Origin of the sequence: Pseudomonas sp. MS646 (genome assembly GCF_036693845.1) — a bacterium.
GTDB lineage: Bacteria > Pseudomonadota > Gammaproteobacteria > Pseudomonadales > Pseudomonadaceae > Aquipseudomonas > Aquipseudomonas chlororaphis_E.
Map to the genome: position 1 here is coordinate 3,846,419 of NZ_CP144763.1, position 22,961 is coordinate 3,869,379.

General features: G+C 64.1%; 18 protein-coding genes. 12 read left to right on the forward strand and 6 right to left on the reverse strand.

Features of this window, described 5'->3' with window-relative positions; translation table 11 throughout:
* Positions 1 to 23: 23 nt before the first annotated feature.
* Positions 24 to 1,082, reverse strand: a complete 1,059-nt coding sequence (locus V3H56_RS16805; protein WP_338473637.1) for a hypothetical protein — start codon at positions 1,080 to 1,082, stop codon at positions 24 to 26.
* Positions 1,083 to 1,409: 327 nt separating this feature from the next.
* Between V3H56_RS16805 and V3H56_RS16810 the strand changes: the two genes are divergently transcribed.
* The 6 genes from V3H56_RS16810 to V3H56_RS16835 all read left to right on the forward strand — a co-directional run bounded on the left by V3H56_RS16810 (position 1,410) and on the right by V3H56_RS16835 (position 8,371).
* A complete protein-coding gene (locus V3H56_RS16810; RefSeq protein WP_338473638.1) occupies positions 1,410 to 2,285 on the forward strand; it encodes a triacylglycerol lipase in 876 nt (291 codons plus the stop codon).
* Positions 2,286 to 2,380: 95 nt separating this feature from the next.
* Positions 2,381 to 2,662, forward strand: coding sequence for a peptidylprolyl isomerase (locus V3H56_RS16815; protein ID WP_042731335.1), 282 nt, complete (start codon positions 2,381 to 2,383; stop codon positions 2,660 to 2,662).
* Positions 2,663 to 2,840: 178 nt separating this feature from the next.
* Positions 2,841 to 4,709, forward strand: a complete 1,869-nt coding sequence (locus V3H56_RS16820) for an extracellular solute-binding protein (protein ID WP_338473639.1) — start codon at positions 2,841 to 2,843, stop codon at positions 4,707 to 4,709.
* Entirely contained in the window at positions 4,709 to 5,767 is a 1,059-nt protein-coding gene (locus tag V3H56_RS16825) for a microcin C ABC transporter permease YejB (RefSeq protein ID WP_338473640.1), read from the forward strand. The genes V3H56_RS16820 and V3H56_RS16825 overlap by 1 nt, the downstream gene beginning before the upstream one ends.
* Positions 5,767 to 6,789 carry an ABC transporter permease gene (locus V3H56_RS16830; RefSeq protein ID WP_042731338.1) on the forward strand — a complete coding sequence of 341 codons (1,023 nt, stop codon included), beginning with the start codon at positions 5,767 to 5,769 and terminating at the stop codon, positions 6,787 to 6,789. Before V3H56_RS16825 ends, V3H56_RS16830 begins: the two co-directional genes overlap by 1 nt.
* Positions 6,790 to 6,796: 7 nt before the next feature.
* The gene (locus tag V3H56_RS16835) at positions 6,797 to 8,371 is read left to right on the forward strand and encodes an ABC transporter ATP-binding protein (protein WP_053143904.1); all 1,575 of its coding nucleotides are present in this window, start codon (positions 6,797 to 6,799) and stop codon (positions 8,369 to 8,371) included.
* A 9-nt stretch (positions 8,372 to 8,380) separates the two neighbouring features.
* Here V3H56_RS16835 and V3H56_RS16840 read toward each other — a convergent pair whose 3' ends face one another.
* Positions 8,381 to 9,715: a PAS domain-containing methyl-accepting chemotaxis protein gene (locus tag V3H56_RS16840; RefSeq protein ID WP_123579855.1), complete on the reverse strand. Its 1,335-nt coding sequence runs from the start codon at positions 9,713 to 9,715 to the stop codon at positions 8,381 to 8,383.
* A gap of 168 nt (positions 9,716 to 9,883) precedes the next feature.
* Complete coding sequence (locus tag V3H56_RS16845) at positions 9,884 to 10,099, reverse strand: TIGR02450 family Trp-rich protein (RefSeq protein WP_047739088.1); 216 nt, start codon at positions 10,097 to 10,099, stop codon at positions 9,884 to 9,886.
* 151 nt (positions 10,100 to 10,250) lie between these two features.
* Between V3H56_RS16845 and V3H56_RS16850 the strand changes: the two genes are divergently transcribed.
* From V3H56_RS16850 to V3H56_RS16865, 4 genes are all read left to right on the forward strand, one after another.
* Positions 10,251 to 11,666: a sigma 54-interacting transcriptional regulator gene (locus tag V3H56_RS16850; RefSeq protein WP_053143910.1), complete on the forward strand. Its 1,416-nt coding sequence runs from the start codon at positions 10,251 to 10,253 to the stop codon at positions 11,664 to 11,666.
* A gap of 293 nt (positions 11,667 to 11,959) precedes the next feature.
* Positions 11,960 to 13,351 (forward strand): GntP family permease, encoded by a 1,392-nt coding sequence (locus V3H56_RS16855; protein ID WP_042732360.1) that lies wholly within the window; start codon positions 11,960 to 11,962, stop codon positions 13,349 to 13,351.
* Positions 13,352 to 13,358: 7 nt separating this feature from the next.
* Positions 13,359 to 14,135 carry a 3-hydroxybutyrate dehydrogenase gene (locus V3H56_RS16860; RefSeq protein WP_042732361.1) on the forward strand — a complete coding sequence of 259 codons (777 nt, stop codon included), beginning with the start codon at positions 13,359 to 13,361 and terminating at the stop codon, positions 14,133 to 14,135.
* Between the two features lie 209 nt (positions 14,136 to 14,344).
* Positions 14,345 to 16,300 (forward strand): acetoacetate--CoA ligase, encoded by a 1,956-nt coding sequence (locus V3H56_RS16865; protein ID WP_123579854.1) that lies wholly within the window; start codon positions 14,345 to 14,347, stop codon positions 16,298 to 16,300.
* 126 nt (positions 16,301 to 16,426) lie between these two features.
* On the opposite strand, the gene V3H56_RS16870 is transcribed toward V3H56_RS16865, so the two are convergent.
* Positions 16,427 to 17,542 carry a PilT/PilU family type 4a pilus ATPase gene (locus tag V3H56_RS16870; protein WP_042732331.1) on the reverse strand — a complete coding sequence of 372 codons (1,116 nt, stop codon included), beginning with the start codon at positions 17,540 to 17,542 and terminating at the stop codon, positions 16,427 to 16,429.
* Between the two features lie 132 nt (positions 17,543 to 17,674).
* Here V3H56_RS16870 and V3H56_RS16875 point away from each other — a divergent pair, with 132 nt between their 5' ends.
* Together V3H56_RS16875 and V3H56_RS16880 are read left to right on the forward strand one after the other, a co-directional pair.
* Positions 17,675 to 20,212 carry a PAS domain-containing protein gene (locus tag V3H56_RS16875; RefSeq protein ID WP_338473641.1) on the forward strand — a complete coding sequence of 846 codons (2,538 nt, stop codon included), beginning with the start codon at positions 17,675 to 17,677 and terminating at the stop codon, positions 20,210 to 20,212.
* A 45-nt stretch (positions 20,213 to 20,257) separates the two neighbouring features.
* Entirely contained in the window at positions 20,258 to 20,533 is a 276-nt protein-coding gene (locus V3H56_RS16880; RefSeq protein ID WP_019690952.1) for a peptidylprolyl isomerase, read from the forward strand.
* Positions 20,534 to 20,654: 121 nt separating this feature from the next.
* On the opposite strand, the gene V3H56_RS16885 is transcribed toward V3H56_RS16880, so the two are convergent.
* Together V3H56_RS16885 and V3H56_RS16890 are read right to left on the reverse strand one after the other, a co-directional pair.
* Positions 20,655 to 21,572 carry a sugar kinase gene (locus tag V3H56_RS16885; RefSeq protein WP_042731869.1) on the reverse strand — a complete coding sequence of 306 codons (918 nt, stop codon included), beginning with the start codon at positions 21,570 to 21,572 and terminating at the stop codon, positions 20,655 to 20,657.
* Positions 21,573 to 21,724: 152 nt separating this feature from the next.
* A complete protein-coding gene (locus tag V3H56_RS16890; protein WP_047739094.1) occupies positions 21,725 to 22,942 on the reverse strand; it encodes an amino acid deaminase in 1,218 nt (405 codons plus the stop codon).
* Positions 22,943 to 22,961 lie beyond the last annotated feature (19 nt).

The window sequence follows — 22,961 nt, forward strand, 5'->3', positions numbered from 1 at the left end:
TCGGCCAGGACAATCCTCGGCGCCTATACCGGGGAACCAACCTGGACCGTCAGGTCCCCCGAACGCTGGCTGACGTCATCCAGCCGTTCGATCTGATAGAACACCTGCACCGATCGACCCCGCTGGTCCTGCCAGAACGCCGCCGGAACGACGAAGGTCACCGGTTGGCCCGCCGTGGCTTCGATGATTTCCCGCTCTTCGACATGCGCGTAATGCCCATTGCATTGCAGCCACACCAACTCACCCGCTTCGAGCCCGGCACCATAGATAGCGACGGTGAGGCCATCCGGGTAATCGTCGATGTCCAACCATCCATCCTGCAATGCCTGGATTCGCGGCAACGCCAGCGCCGGGCGCACCAACGGACCGATGTGCAGTGACAACGCCTCGGCCCGACGCACCGAATGGCCGCGCCTGACCACATAGGCCAACGCCAGGTCATGACCGACATGGGTCGCGAATTGCGAAGGGTCCAGCCAGAACGAGACTTCCCGGCCAATGGCGTGGGCCTCAATCTCCAGCACGTCCCGCCAGAGTGGCTGGTCGTCCCGGCTGGCGATCAGGATCAACCGGTCGCCGACGGCCATTCGGGAATAGGGCCGAATACTCACGCGGGTGCCTTCCGGCACGCGGCCGGGGTCCAGGGCGCCTCCCACGGCATCGCTGGCGACGGCCGCCAATAGCTGCGGTGAGGCGTCGCCGATCTCCAGTTGCAGCGGCTCCGAGACCCAGGCGGCCGGCAACTGCCGCCCCGTCACCTGGTAGAAGATTTCCAGCGAACCGCCGTCCAGTTCGGCAATGTGCGGCTCGCGCACGACGAACACGAGGCCGCGGCCAACATGCCGTTCGGTCACGAACCCTCGCACTTCATGTCGATAGGGCTCGGCGTCGCCATTGAGGCCGTGCCAGCACAGCAACACCTCGTCCCCGCACGCCATCAGTGGATAGGCCTTCAGGGTGATGACAACCTTGCGCCAGGCCGGGTTGATCACCCCGCCCTTGGCCGCGGCCACGCAAGGCGCCGGAAGTTTCGCGGACGAGCCCGGCAGGGCTCGCTGGGAAGATCGGTAGGTGGTGGTCATGCAGTTGCTCCAGTCCTTGGAAAGCGGCAGCGTTGCCGGATAACGCAGCCCGATACCGCCATTAGAACCCGATCGGCGCCACCCCTCAGTCAGACAAAAACGACGGCTCGCGTCGTCTCCTACGCCCAAGGCTGTAGCTGCAAACACCGCAGCCTATCGGAAGCATCCGGACACCTTCGGCTCCACTGACTCCGGGCTCGACTCTTCCTGCTTTTTTTAATCCGCTTTCCTTAACTTACTGCGGGTTCTTCCTACACCACCCAACAAACGCCTGGATTAGAGTGAGGACGCAAATTCAACGTGAACCTCTTCGAAAAAGGTACGAACATGCAACGGAATGCAACCACCCAATTTCCCATCCTGCTGGTCCATGGGTTGTTCGGGTTTGACAGGATCGGCGGCTTCGAACTTTTCCACGGCATCAAGCAGGCGTTGCGGATTGCCGGCGCCCGGGTGTTCATCCCCTGCTTGTCGGCCACCCATTCCAACGAGGCACGCGGCGAACAATTGCTGGCCCAGATGGACCGGATCCTCAACGGGACCGGCGCGGCCAAGGTCAACCTGATCGGCCACTGCCAAGGCGCGCTCGCCGCACGCTATGCCGCTGCGCTGCAACCGGAACGGGTGGCGTCGGTGACCTCGGTCAGCGGCCCTAACCAAGGCTCCGAACTGGCCGACTTCCTGCGCAAGGCGCTCACGCCGGGGCGACTGCCGGGGCACGTGGCGAGCCACATTGCCACGCTGTTTGCCGACTTCCTTTCGTTGCTGGGCGGCCAGGCGCAACTGCCTTCGGCGGCCATTGCCAGCCTGGGCGCGTTGACCACCGAGGGCGTCGGCGCTTTCAACGACAAATACCCTCAGGGCCTGCCCAGCCATTGGGGCGACAACGGCCCGGAAAAGGTCAATGGCGTGCGCTACTACTCGTGGAGCGGCACGCTGCCCGCCGGCCAGCACGAAGAACGCGACGCGACGTCGCCCCTGCATGCCTTCTGCCGGGCCTTTTCCGAGTATTTCATCACCGAGGCCGGGCAGAACGACGGCATGGTTGGGCGCTTCAGCTCGCACCTGGGCAAGGTCATCCGCTCCGACTATCCCATGGATCACCTGGACGTCATCCACCAGGCGGGCAGGCCACGCGGCGGCGCCGACCCGATCGCGCTCTACCTGCGGCACGCCGAACGCCTGCGCAAAGCCGGCCTTTGATCGTCAGGTCCAAGGTTTTGACGCAATTTTGACAACAACCACTCGACGAATCCGGTAGGCTCAACACCTTTGAAAACAGCGAAGGAGATTTTCCCATGGCCAAAGCCACTGCCCGCCACATCCTGGTTTCCAGCGAAGAGAAGTGCAACGAACTGAAAGCCCAGATCGAAGGTGGCGCTGATTTCGCCGAAGTCGCCAAGGCCAACTCCTCGTGCCCGTCCAGCCGCCAGGGCGGCGACCTGGGCTCGTTCGGTCCGGGCCAGATGGTCAAGGAATTCGACACCGTGGTATTCAGTGCCCCGCTCAATGTGGTCCAGGGTCCGGTCAAGACCCAGTTCGGCTACCACCTGCTGGAAGTTACCAGCCGCCAGGACTGATGAAGACTGTGGCGAGGGGGCATGCTTGCGCTTGAGAGGCTGACAGCGCACTCCAACACGAGCATGCCCCCTCGCTACGATGGCCCAATGGCCACAACTCCCTCGCCACAGGGCTGGCGATCAGCGCGTCGCTCGCGTACAAATCGTGCTTATCGATCACCCGGCTTTAAGGCTGACAATGCGACTGGCGTTTCCTTCATTGCTGTTGACCGCCGTGGCCGTGCTGACAGGCGCCGTCGGTGTGGCTGCCGCACCGCAACACGCGCTGACCGTCTATGGCGAACCGGCCAAATATTCCGAAGGCTTCGGCCACTTTGCCTACGCCAACCCCCAGGCGCCCAAGGGCGGCACCTTGCGCCGCTCGGCCGTCGAGATCGGCCAGTTCGACCACGTCCTGCCCTACATCGACAAAGGCATCGGCGTCAGCCAGATCGACGGCTTGCTGTATTCGCCGCTGGCCCAGCGTTCGCTGGATGAACCCTACACCGTCTATGGCCTGGTGGCCGAGAAAATGGAGCGTTCGGACGACGGCCTGTTCCTGCGGTTCTACCTGAACCCCAAGGCCCGCTTCGCCGATGGCAAGCCGATCACCGCCCAGGACGTGCGCTACAGTTTCGAGCTGCTGATGAGCCAGGGCAGCCTGCGCTATCGCGCCCAGTTCGCCGCCGTCAAAGACGTGGTCATCGAAGACGAGCGCACCGTGCGCTTCGACTTCAAGAACAATGAAAGCCGCACCCTGCCCCTGGATATCGCCACCTTGCCGGTCTTGCCCGAACATTGGTGGAAGAGCCGCGACTTCGCCAGCGGAGGCGGCTACGAAGCACCGCTGGGCAGTGGCCCGTATCGCGTGGGCAAGGTCGATTCCGGCCGCAGCATCACGTTCGAACGCAACGCCGACTGGTGGGGCAAGGACCTGCCGGTCAGCCGCGGACTGTACAATTTCGACCATTTCAGCATCGAGTATTTCGGCGACACCGATGTCGCCCGGCAAGTGCTGCGCGGCGGCGCTTACGACTACAACCGGGAATTTTCCGCCACCGGTTTTTCCATCGGCTATGACAGCCCGGCCCTGCGCGACGGTCGCCTGCAAAAGGCCCACCTTGCCACCGAGGCACCGCAGACGGCCCAGGGGTTTGTCTTCAACCTGCAACGCCCGCAGTTCCAGGACCGCCGGGTTCGCCAGGCCCTGGCGATGCTCTGGGATTTCGAATGGAGCAACCGCCAGATGATGCGCAACGTCTATGTGCGTCAGCAAAGTTTCTTCTCCAACACCGACCTGGCCGCCCGGCAACTGCCTGATGCCGCCGAACGGGCGATCCTCGAACCCTTGCGCGGGCAAGTCCCCGACGAAGTCTTCGACCAGGTGTTCGAGGCACCGAAAACCGATGGCAGCGGCGTGATCCGCGACAAGCAGCTGCAAGCCCTGGCCCTGCTGGAACAGGCCGGCTGGAAGCCCGAAGGTGATCGCCTGGTGAATGCCGAGGGCGAACCGCTGAGCTTCACCTTCCTGAACACCCAGAACGGCATGGACCGCCTGCTGCTGCCGTACAAGCGCAACCTGGCGCAGATCGGCATCGACATGAGCATCCGCCGCATCGACCCATCCCAGTACGTCAATCGCCTGATGAGCCGCGACTACGACATGATCGTCACCGGCTACCCGGTCAGTACGTCGCCGGGCATTGAACTCTACAACTACTTCGGCTCGGCGGCGGCCAACGATCCAGGCGCCAACAATTACATGGCCTTGAAGAACCCGGCGGTGGACAGCCTGATCGACGGACTGGTCAGGGCCACCACCCAGGGCGACATGCTGCGCCATGCCCACGCCCTCGACCGGGTGCTGCAGTGGAACTACTACTGGATCCCCAACTACTACCCACCGGGCAGCTCCACCGTGTGGTGGAACCGCTTCGGCATTCCGAAGGTGCAGGCCAGCAATGACGAAGCCATCGAAAGCTGGTGGGAGATCAGCACCACGCCGCTGACCAACGAGCAGATGACCGCCGAGCGCATCAAGCGTGGCGCACCTGGAGGACGGCATTGATGTGGGCCTACATCGCACGTCGGCTGCTGCTGATCATTCCGACCCTGGTGATCATCCTGCTGGTGAACTTCGTCATCATCCAGGCCGCGCCCGGCGGGCCGGTGGAGCAAGCCATCGCCCACCTGCAAGGCATCGGCGGCGCCAGCGTCGGCAGCTCGGGCAACGCCATGACCGGCAGCTCCCGCGCCAGTCGGGGCCTGGACCCGCAACTGATCAAGGACATCGAGAAACAGTACGGCTTCGACAAGCCGGCCCATGAACGCCTGTGGCTGATGCTCAGCAGTTATGCTCGACTGGATTTCGGCAAGAGTTTTTTCCGCGGCGCCACGGTCACCGACCTGATCCTGGAGAAAATGCCGGTGACCATTTCCCTCGGGCTCTGGGCAACGCTGATCACCTACCTGGTGTCGATCCCCCTGGGCATTCGCAAGGCGGTCCGCCACGGCTCTGCTTTCGATGTGTGGAGCAGCACGGCGATCATCATTGGCTATGCCATGCCGGCGTTCCTGTTCGCGATGTTCCTGATCGTGATGTTCGCCGGCGGCACATCGCTGAACTGGTTTCCGGTGCGCGGGCTGGTGTCGGATAACTTCGAGTCGCTGTCGACACTGGGCAAGGTCGCCGACTACTTCTGGCACCTGGTGCTGCCGGTGAGCTCGCTGGTGATCGGCGGCTTCGCCACGCTGACGATCCTGACCAAGAACTCGTTCCTCAATGAAATCACTCGCCAGTACGTGGTCACCGCCCGTGCCCAGGGCATGAGCGAACGCCGGGTGCTGTACGGGCATGTGTTCCGCAATGCCATGCTCCTGGTGGTCTCGGGGATTCCCCAGGCGTTCATCAGCGTGTTCTTTGCCGGGTCGTTGCTGATTGAGGTGATCTTTTCCCTCGACGGCCTGGGACGCATGAGCTACGAAGCGGCGGTGTCCCGGGATTATCCGGTGGTGTTCGGCTCGCTGTTCATCTTCACGCTGTTCGGCCTGCTGATCAAACTGATCGGCGACCTCTGCTACACCCTGGTGGACCCGCGCATCGACTTCGCCGCGAGGAACGCCTGATGTTCAGACTTTCGCCCCTGGGCCGCCGGCGCTTCGAGCGTTTCAAGAAAAACCGTCGGGGCTGGTGGTCGCTGTGGCTGTTCATTGGCCTGTTCACCCTCACCTTGGGCGGCGAATTGATCGCCAACGACAAGCCGCTGGTGGTGAGCTACCAGGGTTCGCTGTACTTCCCGGTGTTCAAGCGCTACACCGAGCAGGCGTTCGGCGGGCAGCTGCCGTTCCAGGCCGACTACCGCAGCAGCTACGTGCAGAACCTGATCCACAAGGACGGCGGCTGGCTGCTGTTCCCGCCGATCCCGTTCAGCGACGACACCCCCAACTACGACCTCACCCAACCGGCGCCGAGCCCACCCACCTCGGTGAACTGGCTGGGCACCGATGATCAGTCCCGGGACGTGTTGGCCCGGGTGATCTTCGGCGCCCGGGTGTCGATCCTGTTCGCCCTGGCATTGACCGCCATCAGCGCGCTGATCGGCATCGCCGCCGGTGCATTGCAGGGCTACTACGGCGGCTGGGTCGACCTGCTGGGGCAACGCCTATTGGAAGTCTGGTCCGGGCTGCCGGTGCTTTACCTGTTGATCATCCTGTCCGGTTTCGTCGAGCCGAATTTCTGGTGGTTGCTGGGGATCATGGCGCTGTTTTCCTGGCTGGCCCTGGTAGACGTGGTGCGGGCCGAATTCCTGCGCGGGCGCAATCTCGAATACGTGAAAGCCGCCCGGGCCCTGGGCCTGTCCGATCGCAAGGTGATCGTGCGGCACATCCTGCCCAACGCGATGAATGCCACCCTTAGCTATCTGCCCTTCATTCTCACCGGCGCGATTTCCACCCTCACCGCCCTGGATTTCCTCGGCTTCGGCATGCCAGCCGGCAGCGCTTCGCTGGGCGAGCTGATTGGCCAGGGCAAGCAAAACCTGCAAGCACCGTGGCTGGGGCTGACGGCGTTCTTCACCCTGGCGCTGATCCTTTCGCTGCTGGTGTTCATTGGGGAGGCCCTGCGCGATGCGTTCGATCCACGATCCTGATCCGGGAATGAGCGACAACCTGATCGAAATCCGCGACCTGAGCGTGGCCTTCAACGACCACACCGTGGTGCGCAGCCTGTGCCTGGACATCCGCCCCGGCGAGTGCCTGGCGCTGGTGGGCGAATCAGGCTCCGGCAAGTCGGTGACGGCCCATTCGATCCTGCAACTGTTGCCCGACACCGGCACCCGCACCACCGGCAGCATTCGCTATCGCGGCCAGGAACTGGTGGGCGCCGACGCCAAGACCTTGCGCGAGTTGCGCGGCAACCGGATCGCAATGATCTTCCAGGAACCGATGACGTCCCTGAACCCGTTGCACAGTGTCGAAAAACAGATCGGTGAAACCCTGATGCTGCACCGTGGGCTAGGCGGCAAGGCGGCGCGCGCGCGCATCCTGGAACTGCTCGCCCTGGTGGGTATCCAGAACCCCACCGAACGGCTCAAGGCCTATCCGCATCAACTGTCGGGCGGTCAGCGACAACGGGTGATGATTGCCATGGCCCTGGCCTGCGAGCCGGAACTGTTGATCGCCGACGAGCCGACCACCGCCCTGGACGTGACCGTGCAGCGCAAGATCCTGTTGCTGCTCAAGTCCCTCCAGCAGCGGCTCGGTATGTCGCTGCTGTTGATCAGCCACGACTTGAACCTGGTGCGCAGCATCGCCCAACGGGTGTGCGTGATGAAGGCCGGCGAGATCGTCGAGCAAGCGCCGTGCGAAACCCTGTTCAGCGCACCGAAACACCCCTACAGCTGCGAGCTGCTGCACGCCGAACCGGAAGGCGAGGCGCTGCCCCGGGATGATCGCGAGGACGTGCTCCAGGTCCAGGACCTGCGCGTGAGTTTCGCCCTTGGCGGCGGGCTGTTCCAGCGCAAGCAATACCTGCGCGCCGTGGACGGCATCAGCCTGAATATCCAGCGCGGCAAGACCCTGGGCATCGTTGGTGAGTCCGGCTCCGGCAAGTCCACGCTCGGCCAGGCGATCCTGCGGTTGATCGAGTCCGAGGGCAGCATCCGTTTCCAGGGGGAAGCCCTCGATCATCTATCACAGAAGGCCCTGCGCCCCTGGCGCAAGCAGATGCAGGTGGTGTTCCAGGACCCATTCGGCAGCCTCAGCCCACGGATGTCGGTGCAGCAGATCATCAGCGAAGGCCTTGAGGTCCATAGCCCCTCCAGCGCCGAGGAGTGCGAGGCACGGGTGATCCAGGCTCTCAAGGAAGTCGGCCTGGACCCGCAGAGCCGGCATCGCTACCCCCATGAGTTTTCCGGTGGCCAGCGCCAGCGCATCGCCATTGCCCGGGCGCTGGTGCTCAAGCCGGCACTGATGCTGCTGGACGAACCGACCTCGGCCCTGGACCGGACCGTGCAAAAGCAAGTGGTCGCCCTGCTCCGCCAGCTCCAGGAAAAGCACGGGTTGACCTACCTGTTCATCAGCCATGACCTGGCGGTGGTGCGCGCCCTGGCCCACGACGTGATCGTCATCAAGGATGGCAAGGTGGTCGAATGCGGCGCCAGCCATGACGTCTTCGACGCGCCCCGCCATGCCTACACCAAGGAGCTTTTGGCGGCGGCGCATCCCGGCTAAGCCCGCCGTTCAGGCGCCCCGTCGCTGGTCCAGGGTGCTGGCGAAATCGCCCATCACCGTCACGACCTGCTGCGCGCCCCGGTGAATATCCTGGATGACCGCCCCCGCCTCGTTCGCCAATGTGACCCCCTGCTCTGCCTTGAGGGTACTCGACTGCATGCTGGTGACCGCTTGCCTGGCGAGCTCGCGGTTCTTGCCGACCACCTCAGTGATGGCGACGGTGGCCTGGCTCGTACGCCGTGCCAGGTTGCGCACCTCATCGGCCACGACTGCGAAGCCACGCCCCTGCTCCCCCGCGCGGGCTGCTTCGATGGCGGCATTGAGGGCCAACAGATTGGTCTGTTCGGCAATGCCCCGGATGGCATCGACGATGGTGCCGATTTCCTCGGACTGCGCGCTCAGGGCCCCGATGCCCGTGGCCACTGCCTGGAGTTCATCGGCGATGCTCTGCACGACGGTCACGGTTTCCTGCACAACGGCGGTGCCGAGCCGGGTGTGTTCATCGGTCTGCCGCGACGTCTCGAAGGCCAACTGCGCCGCCCTCGATTCGCGCTGGCGCTGTTCGATCTCAGCGGTGCAATCGGTGGCGAACTTGACCACCCCATACAAATGACCCTGGGCATCATAGAGCGGGTTGTAGGTGGCCTGCAGCCAGAGGGTCGCCCCGCGCTTGTCGACCCGCTCGAAAAGCCCTCCCATGTATTCGCCCCGGTTCAGTGCAGCCCAGAAGCTGCGATAGGCTTCGCTCTGCGCCTCGCTGGGTTTGCAGAACAAACGGTGGTGCTGGCCGCGCACCTCTTCCAGGCCATAGCCCACCACCTTCAGGAAATTCGCATTGGCATTGACCACCTGCCCGTTCAGGTCAAACTCGATGACCGCCATCGAGCGGTCGATCGCCTGCGTGAAGCTGGACTCGGCCTGGGAGCGAAGCACCTCATCGTTGACGTCGCGAACGATGCTGATGATGCGCTGCACACCCGTCCCCGCCTCTCGTACCGGGACATAGTCCGCCTCCACCCATGTCCAGCGTCCATCACGGGTCAATTGCAGAAACCGGTCGCTGGCACTTTCACCTCGCACCAAGCGCTGCCACAGCGCTGCGTACTGCGGGCTGCGGGCGTAGGCCGGCGGGCAAAAGGTCTGGTGGTGCTTGCCCAGGATCTCGTCGAGCGAGTGCCCGGTCATTTGCAGGAACAGGGGACTGGCGCCCAGTACCTCACCGGTCGGCGCGAGCTCGAGCACGGCCATGCAGGCATGCAGCGCCAGGTGCTGCGCTTGAAGATAAGCCTCCCTGGCCTGGATTTCATGCAAGACCTGCTGATGCTTGCGGGTACGAATGAACATGGGCGCCACTCTGGAACGTTGGATGCGTGGGTCGAGCGACCTGAAGGCTCAGGTGCCTTTTGGTTGGAGAGATGCCATTAAGCCATGACTGCAACAATAATTGTACAAGTTTTTATTTATGTACAACTTAAAGCCCTTCTTGAGGCGCCTTCAATCACCAAGCCCCTTTCATTTCCAGCCCATGCGCCAACGCTTGTCATCGCGCAACTCGCGCCAGTCCAGCCGCTCGGCACGGCCACTGTAGACCGCTTGCAATTCGACCTGCAGCGGCACGCCGACCTCGTCACAGATCAGTTGGGTGACCAGGAAATGCTTTTCCTTATTAACCGGCGCGCACGCCGTCCATTTCGAAAGCGCGAGTTTACGAGGATTGAACGGATTCATAGAGGGCCCCCAAAAATGTACAAATCAAAAATAACTGTACAATTTTCCCGCCGCGTAAACCACGGATCTCAATCAAAGGGTTCTACGGCATAATGCCGCTGCAACAGACTCGCCAGAGGACACCACCCCCACCTCTTTCTGGAAACGCCCGATGCGCCCGACCGAAAATCTCAAGGACTACCAGCGCGTACGCACCCTGGCGATCCGTTCGTTGTTCGAAATCATCGAGCAATCCAGCGAAGGCACGGTCATCGTCGACCGGGACGCGAATATCGTCTGGATGAACGAACGCTACGCCCGGCGCTTCGGCCTGAACTCGGCACAGGAAGCGATCGGCCGAGCCTGCGAGAGCGTAATCCCCGGTAGCCTGCTGCGGGAGGTGGTGCGTACCGGGCAGCCGATATTGCTCGACATGCAGGAGATGCCCAAGGAGCCGCTGGTGGTGATGCGCCTGCCGATCCATGACAGCGCCGGGGCGGTCATCGGCGCCATCGGCTTTGCCTTGTTCGGGGAACTGCATCGCCTGTCGCCGATGCTCAAGCGTTACTTGAGCATGCAGGAAGAACTGGCCTCCACCCGCTCGCTGCTGCGGGCGCGGCAGACCAAGTACAACTTCGCCCATTTCATCGGCACCAGCAGCGCCGGCCTGGAGGTCAAGCGTCGTGCCCGGCGCAGCGCCAGCACCGATTCGCCAGTGCTGCTGCTGGGCGAAACCGGCACCGGCAAGGAACTGCTGGCCCAGGCGATCCACAGTGCCTCGCCCCGGGCGCACAAAGCCTTTGTCAGCATCAACAGCGCGGCGATCCCCGAGGCGCTGCTGGAGGCCGAGTTCTTCGGCACCGCGCCCGGCGCCTTTACCGGGGCCGACCGCAAGGGCCGCGCCGGCAAACTGCAGATTGCCCAGGGCGGCACCTTGTTCCTCGATGAGATCGGCGACATGCCGCTGCCGTTGCAAAGCAAGCTGCTGCGGGTGCTCCAGGAAAAAGAGTACGAGCCGGTGGGTTCCAACGCAGTGCTGCAAAGCGATGTGCGGGTGATCGCCGCCACGTCCATGGACCTGGAAGCGGCCATCAAGCGCGGCGAGTTCCGCGCCGACCTGTATTACCGTCTCAATGTGCTGCCGATCCAGGTTCCGCCCCTGCGCGAGCGCCTCGACGACTTGCCCGCCCTGAGCGAAGCGATCCTCGAAGACCTGCGCAGCCAGCACGAACTGAACCCCGACGCCCTCCACCTGCTGGGGCAGCACGCCTGGCCGGGGAACATCCGCGAACTGCGCAACGTGCTGGAACGGGCCGCGTTGCTCAGCGACAACCTGCTGCTCACCGCCACCGACATCCGCGCGGCCATCGGTACTTTCACCCCCGTGACCCGCAGCGCCAGCCCGGTACTGGAACCGCTGCCCCAGGAAACCTTCAGTCAGGCCCGGGCGCGATTCGACCGGCAGTTGATCGAAACCACCCTCGCGCAATGCGGCGGCAAGGTGGTCGACGCGGCGCAGCGATTGGGACTGGGGCGGTCGACACTGTACAAGAAAATGGTGGCGCTGGGGATTGCCGAGTCTCAATAACGAGACGATTGTCTCTTTTTTTAGATCATGCCTTTGTTGAGCGCTCCGCGCTCTTCGCGGGCAAGCCCACTCCCACATTTTGACAAGACACCACGGTCTAATGTGGGAGCGGGCTTGCCCGCGAAGAGGCCAGCACACCCCCTGAAAATCTCAAAACAGAGACAAATCCTTTCCAACTCACACTGCTCACAAAATAATTCCTTAAATTTCAGCAAGTTACCTACCTGGCACAGAACTCGCTAAAGCCTCCGTCACCGCTTCACCACAACAATAACAATCCCAGGAGACACACCATGAGTGTGATCATTGCCCTGGCAGCCCTTGCGCTGCTGATGGTCGCCGCCTACCGTGGCTACAGCGTTATCCTCTTCGCCCCCATCGCCGCCCTCGGCGCCGTCCTGCTCACCGACCCTGCCGCCGTGGCCCCTGCATTCACCGGGGTGTTCATGGAGAAAATGGTCGGTTTCATCAAACTGTACTTTCCGGTGTTCCTGCTCGGCGCGGTGTTCGGCAAGCTGATCGAGTTGTCGGGGTTCTCCCGCTCCATCGTCGCGGCGGCCATCCGCTTGCTGGGCACTCGCCAGGCGATGCTGGTGATCGTGCTGGTCTGCGCGCTGCTGACCTATGGTGGCGTGTCGCTGTTCGTGGTGGTGTTCGCGGTGTACCCGTTCGCCGCCGAGATGTTCCGCCAGAGCGACATTCCCAAGCGGCTGATCCCGGCCACCATCGCCCTTGGTGCGTTCTCCTTCACCATGGACGCGCTGCCCGGCACACCGCAGATCCAGAACATCATCCCCAGCACCTTTTTCAACACCACGGCCTGGGCCGCGCCCTGGCTGGGCGTGATCGGCACGCTCTTCGTGTTCAGCGTCGGCATGCTGTTCCTCCAGCGCCAGCGCAACAAGGCCCAACGCCTGGGCGAAGGCTATGGCACACAGTTGCGCAACGAGCCGGAAACCGCCGAAGACATCCAACTGCCCAACCCGTGGATCGCCGTTTCGCCGCTGCTGGCGGTGGGCATCATGAACCTGCTGTTCACCCAATGGATTCCCCAGTGGTACGGCAAGAGCCACAGCCTAGCGCTGCCGGGCATGGCTGCCCCGGTCACCAGCGACATCGCCAAGCTCACCGCGATCTGGGCCGTGCAGGCGGCCTTGCTGGTGGGCATTCTCATGGTCCTGGCGTTTGGCTTCCGGGCCATTCGCAGCAAGTTGGCCGAAGGCAGCAAAAGCGCGGTGGGCGGTGCCCTGCTGGCGGCGATGAACACCGCATCGGAATACGGCTTCGGCGCGGTGATCGCTTCGTTGCCAGGGTTCCTGGTCCTGGCCGACTGGCTCAAGAGCATCCCCAACCCGCTGGTCAATGAAGCCGTGACCGTCACACTGCTGGCGGGCATCACCGGTTCCGCCTCGGGCGGCATGAGCATCGCCCTGGCGGCCATGTCCGAGAGTTTCATCAGCGCTGCCCACGCCGCCAACATTCCCCTGGAAGTGCTGCACCGCGTGGCCGCCATGGCCAGTGGCGGCATGGACACCCTGCCGCACAACGGCGCGGTGATCACCCTGCTGGCGGTCACCGGCCTGACCCACCGTGAAGCCTACAAAGACATTTTCTGCATTACGCTGATCAAGACCCTCGCGGTCTTCGTCGTGATCGGCGTGTTCTACGCCACTGGCATTGTGTGAGGTTCCCATGACGACAACCCTTTCGGGCAAGACTGCCCTGGTCACCGGTTCTACCAGCGGCATCGGCCTGGGCATCGCCTTGGGCCTGGCCAAGGCCGGCGCCAACCTGATCCTCAATGGCTTTGGCGATGCCTCGGCGGTGATCGCCGAGGTGCAACAGTTCACCGGCCGGGTCGGCCATCACCCGGCCGACGTCAGCGACCCGGCGCAGATCGCCGACATGCTCGCCTACGCCGAGCGCGAGTTCGGCGGCGTCGACATCCTGGTGAACAACGCCGGGATCCAGCACGTGGCCGCCGTGGAAGACTTTCCGGTGGAGCGCTGGGACTCGATCATCGCCATCAACCTGTCCTCGGTGTTCCACGCCACTCGCCTGAGCCTGCCGGGCATGCGCGCCAAAGGCTGGGGCCGGATCATCAACATTGCGTCGGTGCACGGCCAGGTCGGCTCGGTGGGCAAGGCCGCCTATGTCGCGGCCAAGCACGGGGTGATCGGCCTGACCAAGGTGGTCGGCCTGGAAACCGCCACCAGCAACGTGACGTGCAACGCCATCTGCCCCGGCTGGGTGCTGACGCCGCTGGTGCAGAAACAGATCGACGACCGCATCGCCAGCGGCGTCGACCCGCAGCAGGCCCAGCATGACTTGCTGGCCGAGAAGCAGCCGTCCCTGGAATTCGTCACCCCGCCGCAGTTGGGCGAACTGGTGTTGTTCCTGTGCAGCGAAGCCGGCAGCCAGGTGCGTGGCGCGGCGTGGAATATCGACGGTGGGTGGCTGGCGCAGTAAGTCCCCATCTCCAAGGCGAGAACGCCTTTGTGGCGAGGGAGCTTGCTCCCGCTGGGGTGCGTAGCGCCCCCGATTTGCGGCCGCTTCGCAGCCGAGCGGGAGCAAGCTCCCTCGCCACAGAAGCACTTCTCACAGCAAGCTCCCTCGCCACAAATAGCACCTTGTGCTGCAATGTTTGTAAGCCCCTATAAAAGAATAAGAGGCACGCCATGTCCGACACCCTCTGGCAACCCACCCCCGAACGCATCGCCCAGTCGCGAATGGACGCCTTTCGCCGGTTCGTCAACGCCCGACACGCTCTGCAACTCGACGACTACCCGGCCCTGCACGCCTGGAGCATCGACCAGCGCGAAGCCTTCTGGCAGGCCATCGTCGATTTCTTCGAGATTCACTTTCACCAGGCGCCCCGCGAGGTTTTGGTGGAAGGCCCGCAAATGCCCAGTGCCCGGTGGTTCCCCGGCGCCACCCTGAACTTTGCCGAACATCTGTTGCGCCGTCGCGACGAGGCCGTCGCGGTGGTGGCCATCGATGAAGACGGCGGCCAGGAACAACTGACCTGGGCCGAACTCGCCGCCCAGGTCGCCGGCCTGCAACGAAGCCTGCGGGCCGCCGGCGTCACCCAGGGCGATCGCGTGGCCGCCTGCATGCCCAACACCTGGCAGACACTGGTGGGCATGCTCGCCACCACCAGCCTGGGGGCGATCTGGTCTTGTTCGTCACCGGACTTCGGCACCCAAGGCGTCATCGATCGGTTCGGCCAGATCGAACCCAAGGTACTGATCACCTGCGCCGGTTACCGCTACGCCGGCAAGGTCATCGACCAGCGGGCCAAGGTCAACGAAATCCTCCAGCGGCTGCCGTCGCTGCAGCAACTGATCGTGCTGCCCTACGCCCAGCCGCAAGCACGCCCGGACGACTTCAAGACCCCGGCCCGCGTCGCCTTGTGGGCAGACTTCTACCACAGCGGCGGCGAACCGGAGTTCACCGGCGTGCCCTTCGACCACCCGCTGTACATTCTCTATTCCAGCGGCACCACCGGCGTGCCCAAGTGCATCGTCCACGGCACCGGCGGTGTGTTGCTGCAGCACGTCAAGGAACACGGCCTGCACGTCGATCTCGGCCCCCAGGACCGGCTGTTCTATTACACCACCTGCGGCTGGATGATGTGGAACTGGCTGGTGTCGGCCCTTGCGGTGGGCAGCGCCGTGGTGCTCTACGACGGCTCGCCGTTCCATCCAGGCCCCGAGCGCCTGCTGGACCTGATCGACCAGCAGCGCATCAGCGTGTTCGGCACCAGCCCGAAATTTCTCGCCGCCCTGGAGAGCCAGGGCCTGAAGCCGCGGCACAGCCATGACCTGGGCAGCCTGAAAACCCTGCTGTCCACCGGCTCGGCGCTGGCGCCCCACAGCTACGATTATGTGTACCGTGACGTCAAGCCAGACGTCTGTCTCGCCTCAATGTCCGGCGGCACCGACATCGTCTCGTGTTTCGTCAATGGCAACCCGCTGTCAGCGGTGCGCCGGGGCGAAATGCAGGGCAAGAGCCTGGGCATGGCCGTGCAGGTCTGGAACGACGCCGGCAAAGCGGTCATCGGCGAGAAAGGCGAACTGGTGTGCACCCGGCATTTCCCGGCGATGCCCATTGGCCTGTGGAACGACCCCCAGGGGGAAAAGCTGCGCGCATCCTATTTCGCCCAGTTTCCCGGCGTGTGGGCCCAAGGCGATTACGCCGAGGAACTGCCCCACGGCGGCCTGCTGATCCACGGGCGCTCCGACGCGGTGCTCAACCCCGGCGGCGTGCGCATCGGCACGGCGGAAATCTATCGGCAGGTAGAAAAGATCGAGCAGGTGCTCGACAGCGTTGCCATCGGCCAGCAATGGCAGGGCGACGTGCGGGTGGTGCTGTTCGTGCGGTTGCGCGACGGGGTGGCGTTCGATGAGGACCTGGCCCAGCGGATCCGTCAGGTCATCCGCGCCAACACCACGCCGCGCCATGTTCCGGCGAAGATCCTGCCGGTCACCGACATTCCACGAACCATCAGCGGCAAGGTGGTGGAGCTGGCGGTGCGCAACGTGGTGCATGGCGAGGCGGTGAAGAACACCGACGCCCTGGCCAATCCCGAGGCGCTGGAGCAGTTTCGGGAGCGGCCGGAACTGGCCAGTTAGGCACGGCCAAGCGCTTTTGTGGCGAGGGAGCTTGCTCCCGCTCGGGTGCGCAGCAACCGCATCAGGCCTGCTGCGCAGTCCAGCGGGAGCAAGCTCCCTCGCCACAGGAACACGCCTTGGGTTGTGTCAATCCACCAACCCCCACTCCCCCGCCGCCGGATCAGCCGGCGGCGCGGCGCCCGACTCGGCATGCAGCTTCAGGCGCAAGCGCAGGTTGTTCGCCGAGTCGGCATTCTTCAGCGCCTGCTCCTCGTCGATGGCACCTTCCACCACCAGGTTGAACAGGGCCTGATCGAAGGTTTGCATGCCCAGCTCTTCCGATTTCTCCATGATGCCCTTGAGCTCGCTCAGTTCGTTGCGCCGGATCAGGTCGGCCACCGTGGGCGAGCCCAGCATCACCTCCACCGCCGCGCGGCGCTGGCCGCTCACGGTGCGCACCAGGCGCTGGGAGATGAAGGCCTGGAGGTTGTTGGCCAGGTCGCTGAGCAGTTGCGGCCGGCGCTCTTCGGGAAAGAAATTGATCACCCGGTCCAGGGCCTGGTTGGCGTTATGGGCATGCAACGTGGAAATCACCAGGTGCCCGGTGTCGGCGAAGGCCAGGGCGTGTTCCATGGTTTCCCGGTCGCGGATTTCACCGATCAGCACCACATCCGGCGCCTGGCGCAGGGTATTTTTCAGGGCGGCGTGAAAGCTGCGGGTGTCGACACCGACCTCACGCTGGTTGATGATCGATTTTTTGTGCCGATGGATATACTCCACCGGGTCCTCGATGGTGATGATGTGGCCACTGCTGTGGCGATTGCGGTAATCGATCAACGCCGCCAGGGACGTCGACTTGCCGGACCCCGTGGCGCCGACGAACAGGATCAGCCCCTGTTTGCGCATCACGCTCTCCAGCAGCACCGGAGGCAGCTTCAGGTCTTCGAAGCGCGGGATGTCCAGCTTGACGTTGCGGATCACCATGGACACGTCGTTACGCTGCTTGAAGACGTTGACCCGGAACCGCCCGACGCCGGCGAGGGAAATTGCCAGGTTCATTTCCAGCTCTCGATCGAACTCAAGGCGCTGTTCGGCGTCCATCAAAGACTCGGCGAGCCCGGCAATGTCGCCAACCTTGAACGCCTGGGAACCCAGAGGCTTGAGCACCCCCTCGAATTTCGCGCACGGCGGTGCACCGGTGGACAGATAAAGGTCGGAGCCATCCTGGCTCGCCAGGATTCGCAACAAGGGATCGATTTCCATGGACTGAAACTTCCGCGAGACATCAATGAAACAAGCTGACCCGAGCATGCACCTCTTCAGATCAACCCGCGCTTACCGTCCTCGAAGGATAGTAGACACCGCCACACAGACATGATTTCCAGGGATTCCGTGATGAACGCAACACCTGTCGGCAGCGACACCCAGGGCCTGATTGCCCGCCTGGACTGGGCCTCGAGCCCGCTGGGCGCTGCCCACACCTGGCCCCAGAGCCTGCGCACCGCCGTGGACATCATGCTCCATTCGCCGATGCCGATGGCCCTGCTGTGGGGCCCGCAGCTGTGCCAGTTGTACAACGACGCCTTTGCCCGACTCATCGGCGACAAGCACCCGCGCACGTTCGGCCAGCCGACCCACCTCGCCTGGCCCGAGCTCAAGGCCGCGACCGAGACGATTTATGAACGGGTATTGCAAGGCCATGGCCATGCCTGCCGCGACCAGCAATGGCGCGTGCCTTTCGCCGGCCGCCTGTGCGACGTGTGGCTGGACCTGACCTACAGCCCGGTGCATGACGAAGGCGGTCACGTCGCCGGCCTCCTGGTCACGGCCATCGAGACCAGCGAACGCCGACGCCTGACCCAGGAGTTCGAGCGCCGCTCCGAAGCCAGCCTCAAGGCCCAGCATGAAAGCGAAGAACGCCTGCAACTGGCCCTGGCCGCCGCCGATGCGCTGGGCACCTGGGACTGGGACATCCGCGAAGACCGCTTCGTGGCCGACGCGCATTTCGCCCGCCTGCATGGCGTCGACCCGAACCTGTCGCGCCAGCTCCCCATCAGCGCCTACCTTGAAGGCGTGCACCCCGAAGACCGGGCCATGGTTGCCCGCAGCATCAGGCACTGCATCAGCCACGGCACCGAATACGCCGAGGAATACCGCCTGGTGCAGCCCACCGGCGAAATGCGCTGGGTGTTCGTCCGGGGCCGCTGCTACAAGGATCGCCACGGTCGGCCGAAGCGCTTTCTTGGCGCCGCCCTGGACCTCACCGAGCGCAAGCACGCCGAGCAGGCGCTGCGCCAGAGCCAGAACGAGCTGCAACTGATCATCAACGCCATGCCGATCCTCATCAGTTACGTGGACCGCGACGAGCGTTTCCGGCTGAACAACAGCGCCTACCTGGACTGGTACGGCCTGACCCCACAAGAACTCTACGGCAAGACCATCCGCGAAGTGCTCGGTGAAGAAGCCTATGCCTTGCGCGCCGCGCACATCGCCGAGGCCCTGGCGGGCCACCCGTGCAGTTTCGCCATCGAGTCGGCCCACCGCGATGGCCGGCCGCGCCATGCCCTGACCAACTACCTCCCGCGCCGTGGAGCGGACGGCGCGGTGAACGGCTTCTACATCTTCGTGATCGACGAAACCGAGCGCAAGAAGACCGAAGAAGCCTTGCGCAACCTCAACGAGACCCTGGAAGACCGGGTGATCGCCCGCACCCGCCAACTGGCCGAGGCCAACCAACGCCTGCAAGAAGAAATGTTCGAACGCGAGCGCGCCGAAGAAGCGTTGCGCCACGCCCAGAAGATGGAAGCGGTCGGCCAGCTCACGGGCGGCATCGCCCATGACTTCAACAACATGCTCACCGGGATCCTGGGCAGCCTTGACCTGATGCAGCGCTACATCGCCAATGGCCGGGTGGCGGAAATCGGACGCTTCACCGAAGCGGCCGTGTCCTCGGCCAACCGCGCCGCCGCGCTGACCCATCGGCTCCTGGCGTTTTCCCGTCGCCAGTCCCTGGACCGCAAGCCGCTGGACCCCAATGACCTGGTGCACTCGCTGGAGGACCTGCTCCGGCGCACCACCGGCGAGCACATCGTGCTGCGCCTGCAACTGGGCCACGAGCTGTGGCCGGTCAGCACCGACGCCAGCCAGCTGGAAAACGCCCTGCTCAACCTGGTGATCAACGCCCGGGACGCCATGCCCGACGGCGGCGAGCTGGTCATCGAAACCGCCAATGTCTACCTCGACGGCAATGACATCGACACCCTGGAACCGGTCAAGGCCGGCGACTACGTGATGATCGCCGTCAGCGACAACGGCAGCGGCATGACCCCTTCGGTGCTGGCCAAGGCCTTCGATCCGTTCTTCACCACCAAGCCCATCGGCCAGGGCACCGGCCTGGGCTTGTCGATGATCTACGGCTTTGCCCAGCAGTCCGGTGGGCACCTCAACCTGGACAGCGTGCCAGGCCTGGGCACTCGGGTGCAGTTGTACCTGCCACGCCTGCGCATGACGCCCGCCGAACAGCCTGCGACAGCCGGGACGGTGGAGGTGCCAGCGGCGATCGCCGGGGAAACCGTGTTGCTGGTGGAGGACGAGCCCGCGGTGCGGATGCTGGTGCTCGACCTGCTGGAGGCGCTGGGCTACACCGCCCTTGAAGCCCGCGACGCGAGGACCGCACTGCCGTTGCTGGAGTCAGGACAACGCATCGACCTGCTGGTGACGGACGTCGGCCTGCCGGGCATGAATGGCCGGCAACTGGCGGAAATCGCCCGCCAGCACCGGCCTGACCTGAAGGTGCTGTTCATGACCGGTTACGCGCAGAAAGCCGCCGAGCGCCAGGGGTTTCTCGACCAGGGCATGGACATGGTGGCCAAGCCGTTTACCCTCGACCTGCTGGCGACCAAGATTCGGGCGATGATCAACCATGACAGCTGAGTTGAGGCATAATCGCCGCCCCGTTACGTTCAGGTCCGCGCCACCATGAAAGCCCAAGCCCGCCATATCCTGGTGAAAACCGCCGAAGAAGCCGAACAGCTCAAGCAGCGCATCGCCAAGGGCGAAGCCTTCGACGTACTGGCGAAGAAGTATTCCACCTGCCCTTCCGGCAAGCGCGGCGGCGACCTGGGTGAGGTCCGGCCGGGGCAGATGGTCGGCGCAATCGACGCGGTGATTTTCAAGAAGCCGTTGCGGGTGGTGCACGGGCCGATCAAGAGCAAGTTCGGCTATCACTTGGTGCAGGTGTTTTACCGGGATTAGCCTGGAAACCGCCACTGTGGGAGCGGGCTTGCTCGCGAAGGCGGTGTGTCAGGTTGTATCAATGTGACTGACCCACCGCCTTCGCGAGCAAGCCCGCTCCCACATGAGGTTCTGTGGTGATTCATGGGCGAGGGATCAGCGCTCCCGGCACCTGGATCACCCGGCTCGCCAACAAATGCCCGGCCTCGGCGGCGTCCACCGGGCTGCCGCCCAGCAAGCGGCTCGCCAGGTAGGCGGCGCTGAACGAATCCCCGGCCGCCGTGGTGTCCACCACGCGCTCGACGCGTTGGGCGGGCACCTCGTAAGACTGCCCCTCGTAGCGGATCAAACAGGCCTCGGCGCCGCGCTTGAGCACCACCTCAGGCGTGCCCAGAGGCGCATAGGCGGCAAACACCGCGTCGCTGTCCTGATGACCGAATAGCGCCTGCTCGTCGTCCACCGTCAGCAACGCCAGCGTCACATGGGGCAGGACGCTGCGATACGCCGCCCGAGCCGCGTCAATCGAGGCCCAGAGCCTGGGCCGGAAATTGTTATCGAACACCACCTGCGCCCCGCGCCGGCGTGCCTCGACCAAGGTTTCGATGAGCTTGACGCGCCCCTGCTCCCCCAGCACCGCCAGGGTAATGCCGCTGAAATACAGCACGTCATAGCCTGGCAGCGCCGCCAGGATCGGCGCGGCGGCCGGGGTGGTGAAGCAATCACGCACCGCCGCCTCGTTGCGCCAGTACAGAAACCGCCGCTCGCCGGCCGCGTCGGTCTGGATGCAATACAAGCCCGGCAGGCGGCCAGGCAAGCGCTGGACCCGTTCCAAGCCGATGTTTTCCGCCGCCCAGCCCTGGCACATGGCGTCGCTGAAACTGTCATCGCCCAAGGCCGTGACGTAATCCACCGCGCCCCTGTCGCCCAAGGCACGGGCCAGGTACACCGCGGTGTTCAGGGTATCGCCGCCGAAACTCTGGTGCAGGCTGCCGTCGGCGCGTTGTTGCAGTTCGATCATGCACTCGCCGATCAGGGCGATGCGGGGTTTGGGGTTGCTCATGGATGATCCTGATAATTCAGCGGTGTCTGGCAGGCCGCTATCGCGAGCAAGCTCGCTCCCACAAGGGGATCATGGCGATCACAAATTTTGTATTCACAACAATCCAGTGTGGGAGCGAGCTTGCTCGCGATAGCCGCAACTCGGTTCAAAGACTAGAAACACGTCTCCATGCTCTCGACCACCCGCAACTGCTCATCCACCAGGCACCCGACCCGCCACTTATCAAAGGTCAGGCACGGATGCGAGGTGCCGAACGAAACGATATCGCCGACCCGCAACGCCACCCCCGGCGCCACGGTCATGAACGCATGCTGGTCCATCACCGCCGTCACCTGGCAACCGCTCACGTCGTCGCCCGCCACCGAATCCGAACCCGGCGTGTAGCGCTTGAGCGGCACCGGCAAGCCGGCGTCATAGGCCACGTCGCGCTTGCCCAGGGCGATCACCGCGAAACCCGGCTCCGGCAGCGATTGCACGTGGGCCCAGACTTCCAGGGCCGGGCGCAAGCCTTCGTGCAGGTCATTGCGACGCTCCAGCACGCAGCACTGGGCCTCTTTGTAGATCCCATGGTCGTGGGCCACGTAACTGCCGGGGCGCAGCACACTGAGGAAGCGCCCATGGGCGTTCTGGGCCTCGAACGACTCGGCGATCAAGTCGTACCAGGCCGACCCCGAGGCGGTGATGATCGGTCGATCGATGGCAAACGCGCCGCTGTCTTGCAACTGCACCGCCAAACTGACCAGGGACGCGGCGAACGCGCGGATGCCGCTGATGGCGTGGTCACCGTGGATCACGCCCTCGTAACCCTCGATACCGGTCAGTGCCAGCGCCGGTTGCGCCCGGATCGCCTCGGCCAGGGCCAGCACTTCAGCCTCCGTACGGCAACCACAACGCCCACCGACCACGCCGTACTCGATCATCACGTTCAATGTCACACCGCGAGCGGCAAAGAACGCGCCCAGGTCGGCCACGTTGTCTGGGTGATCGACCATGCAATGGAAGTCGAACGCCGGATCGGCGAGCAAATCGGCGACCAGGGCCATGTTCGGCGTGCCCACCAGTTGGTTGGCCATCAACACCCGGCGCACGCCATGGGCGTACGCGGCACGGGTCTGCACGGCGGTGGCGAGGGTCAGGCCCCAGGCGCCGGCGTCGAGCTGACGACGGAACAGGGCCGGGGTCATGCTGGTCTTGCCGTGGGGCGCCAGTTCGGCACCGCTATTGCTGACGAACGCTTGCATCCAGCGGATGTTGTGCTCCAGGGCCTGGCGATGCAGCACCAACGCCGGCAGGCTGACGTCGCGCAACAGGTGAGCACCCACGGTGGCGGCGCCCTTCTCTACGGCTGCGTCCTGAATGGCAGAAGACATGGTCGAACTCCTATCGCGG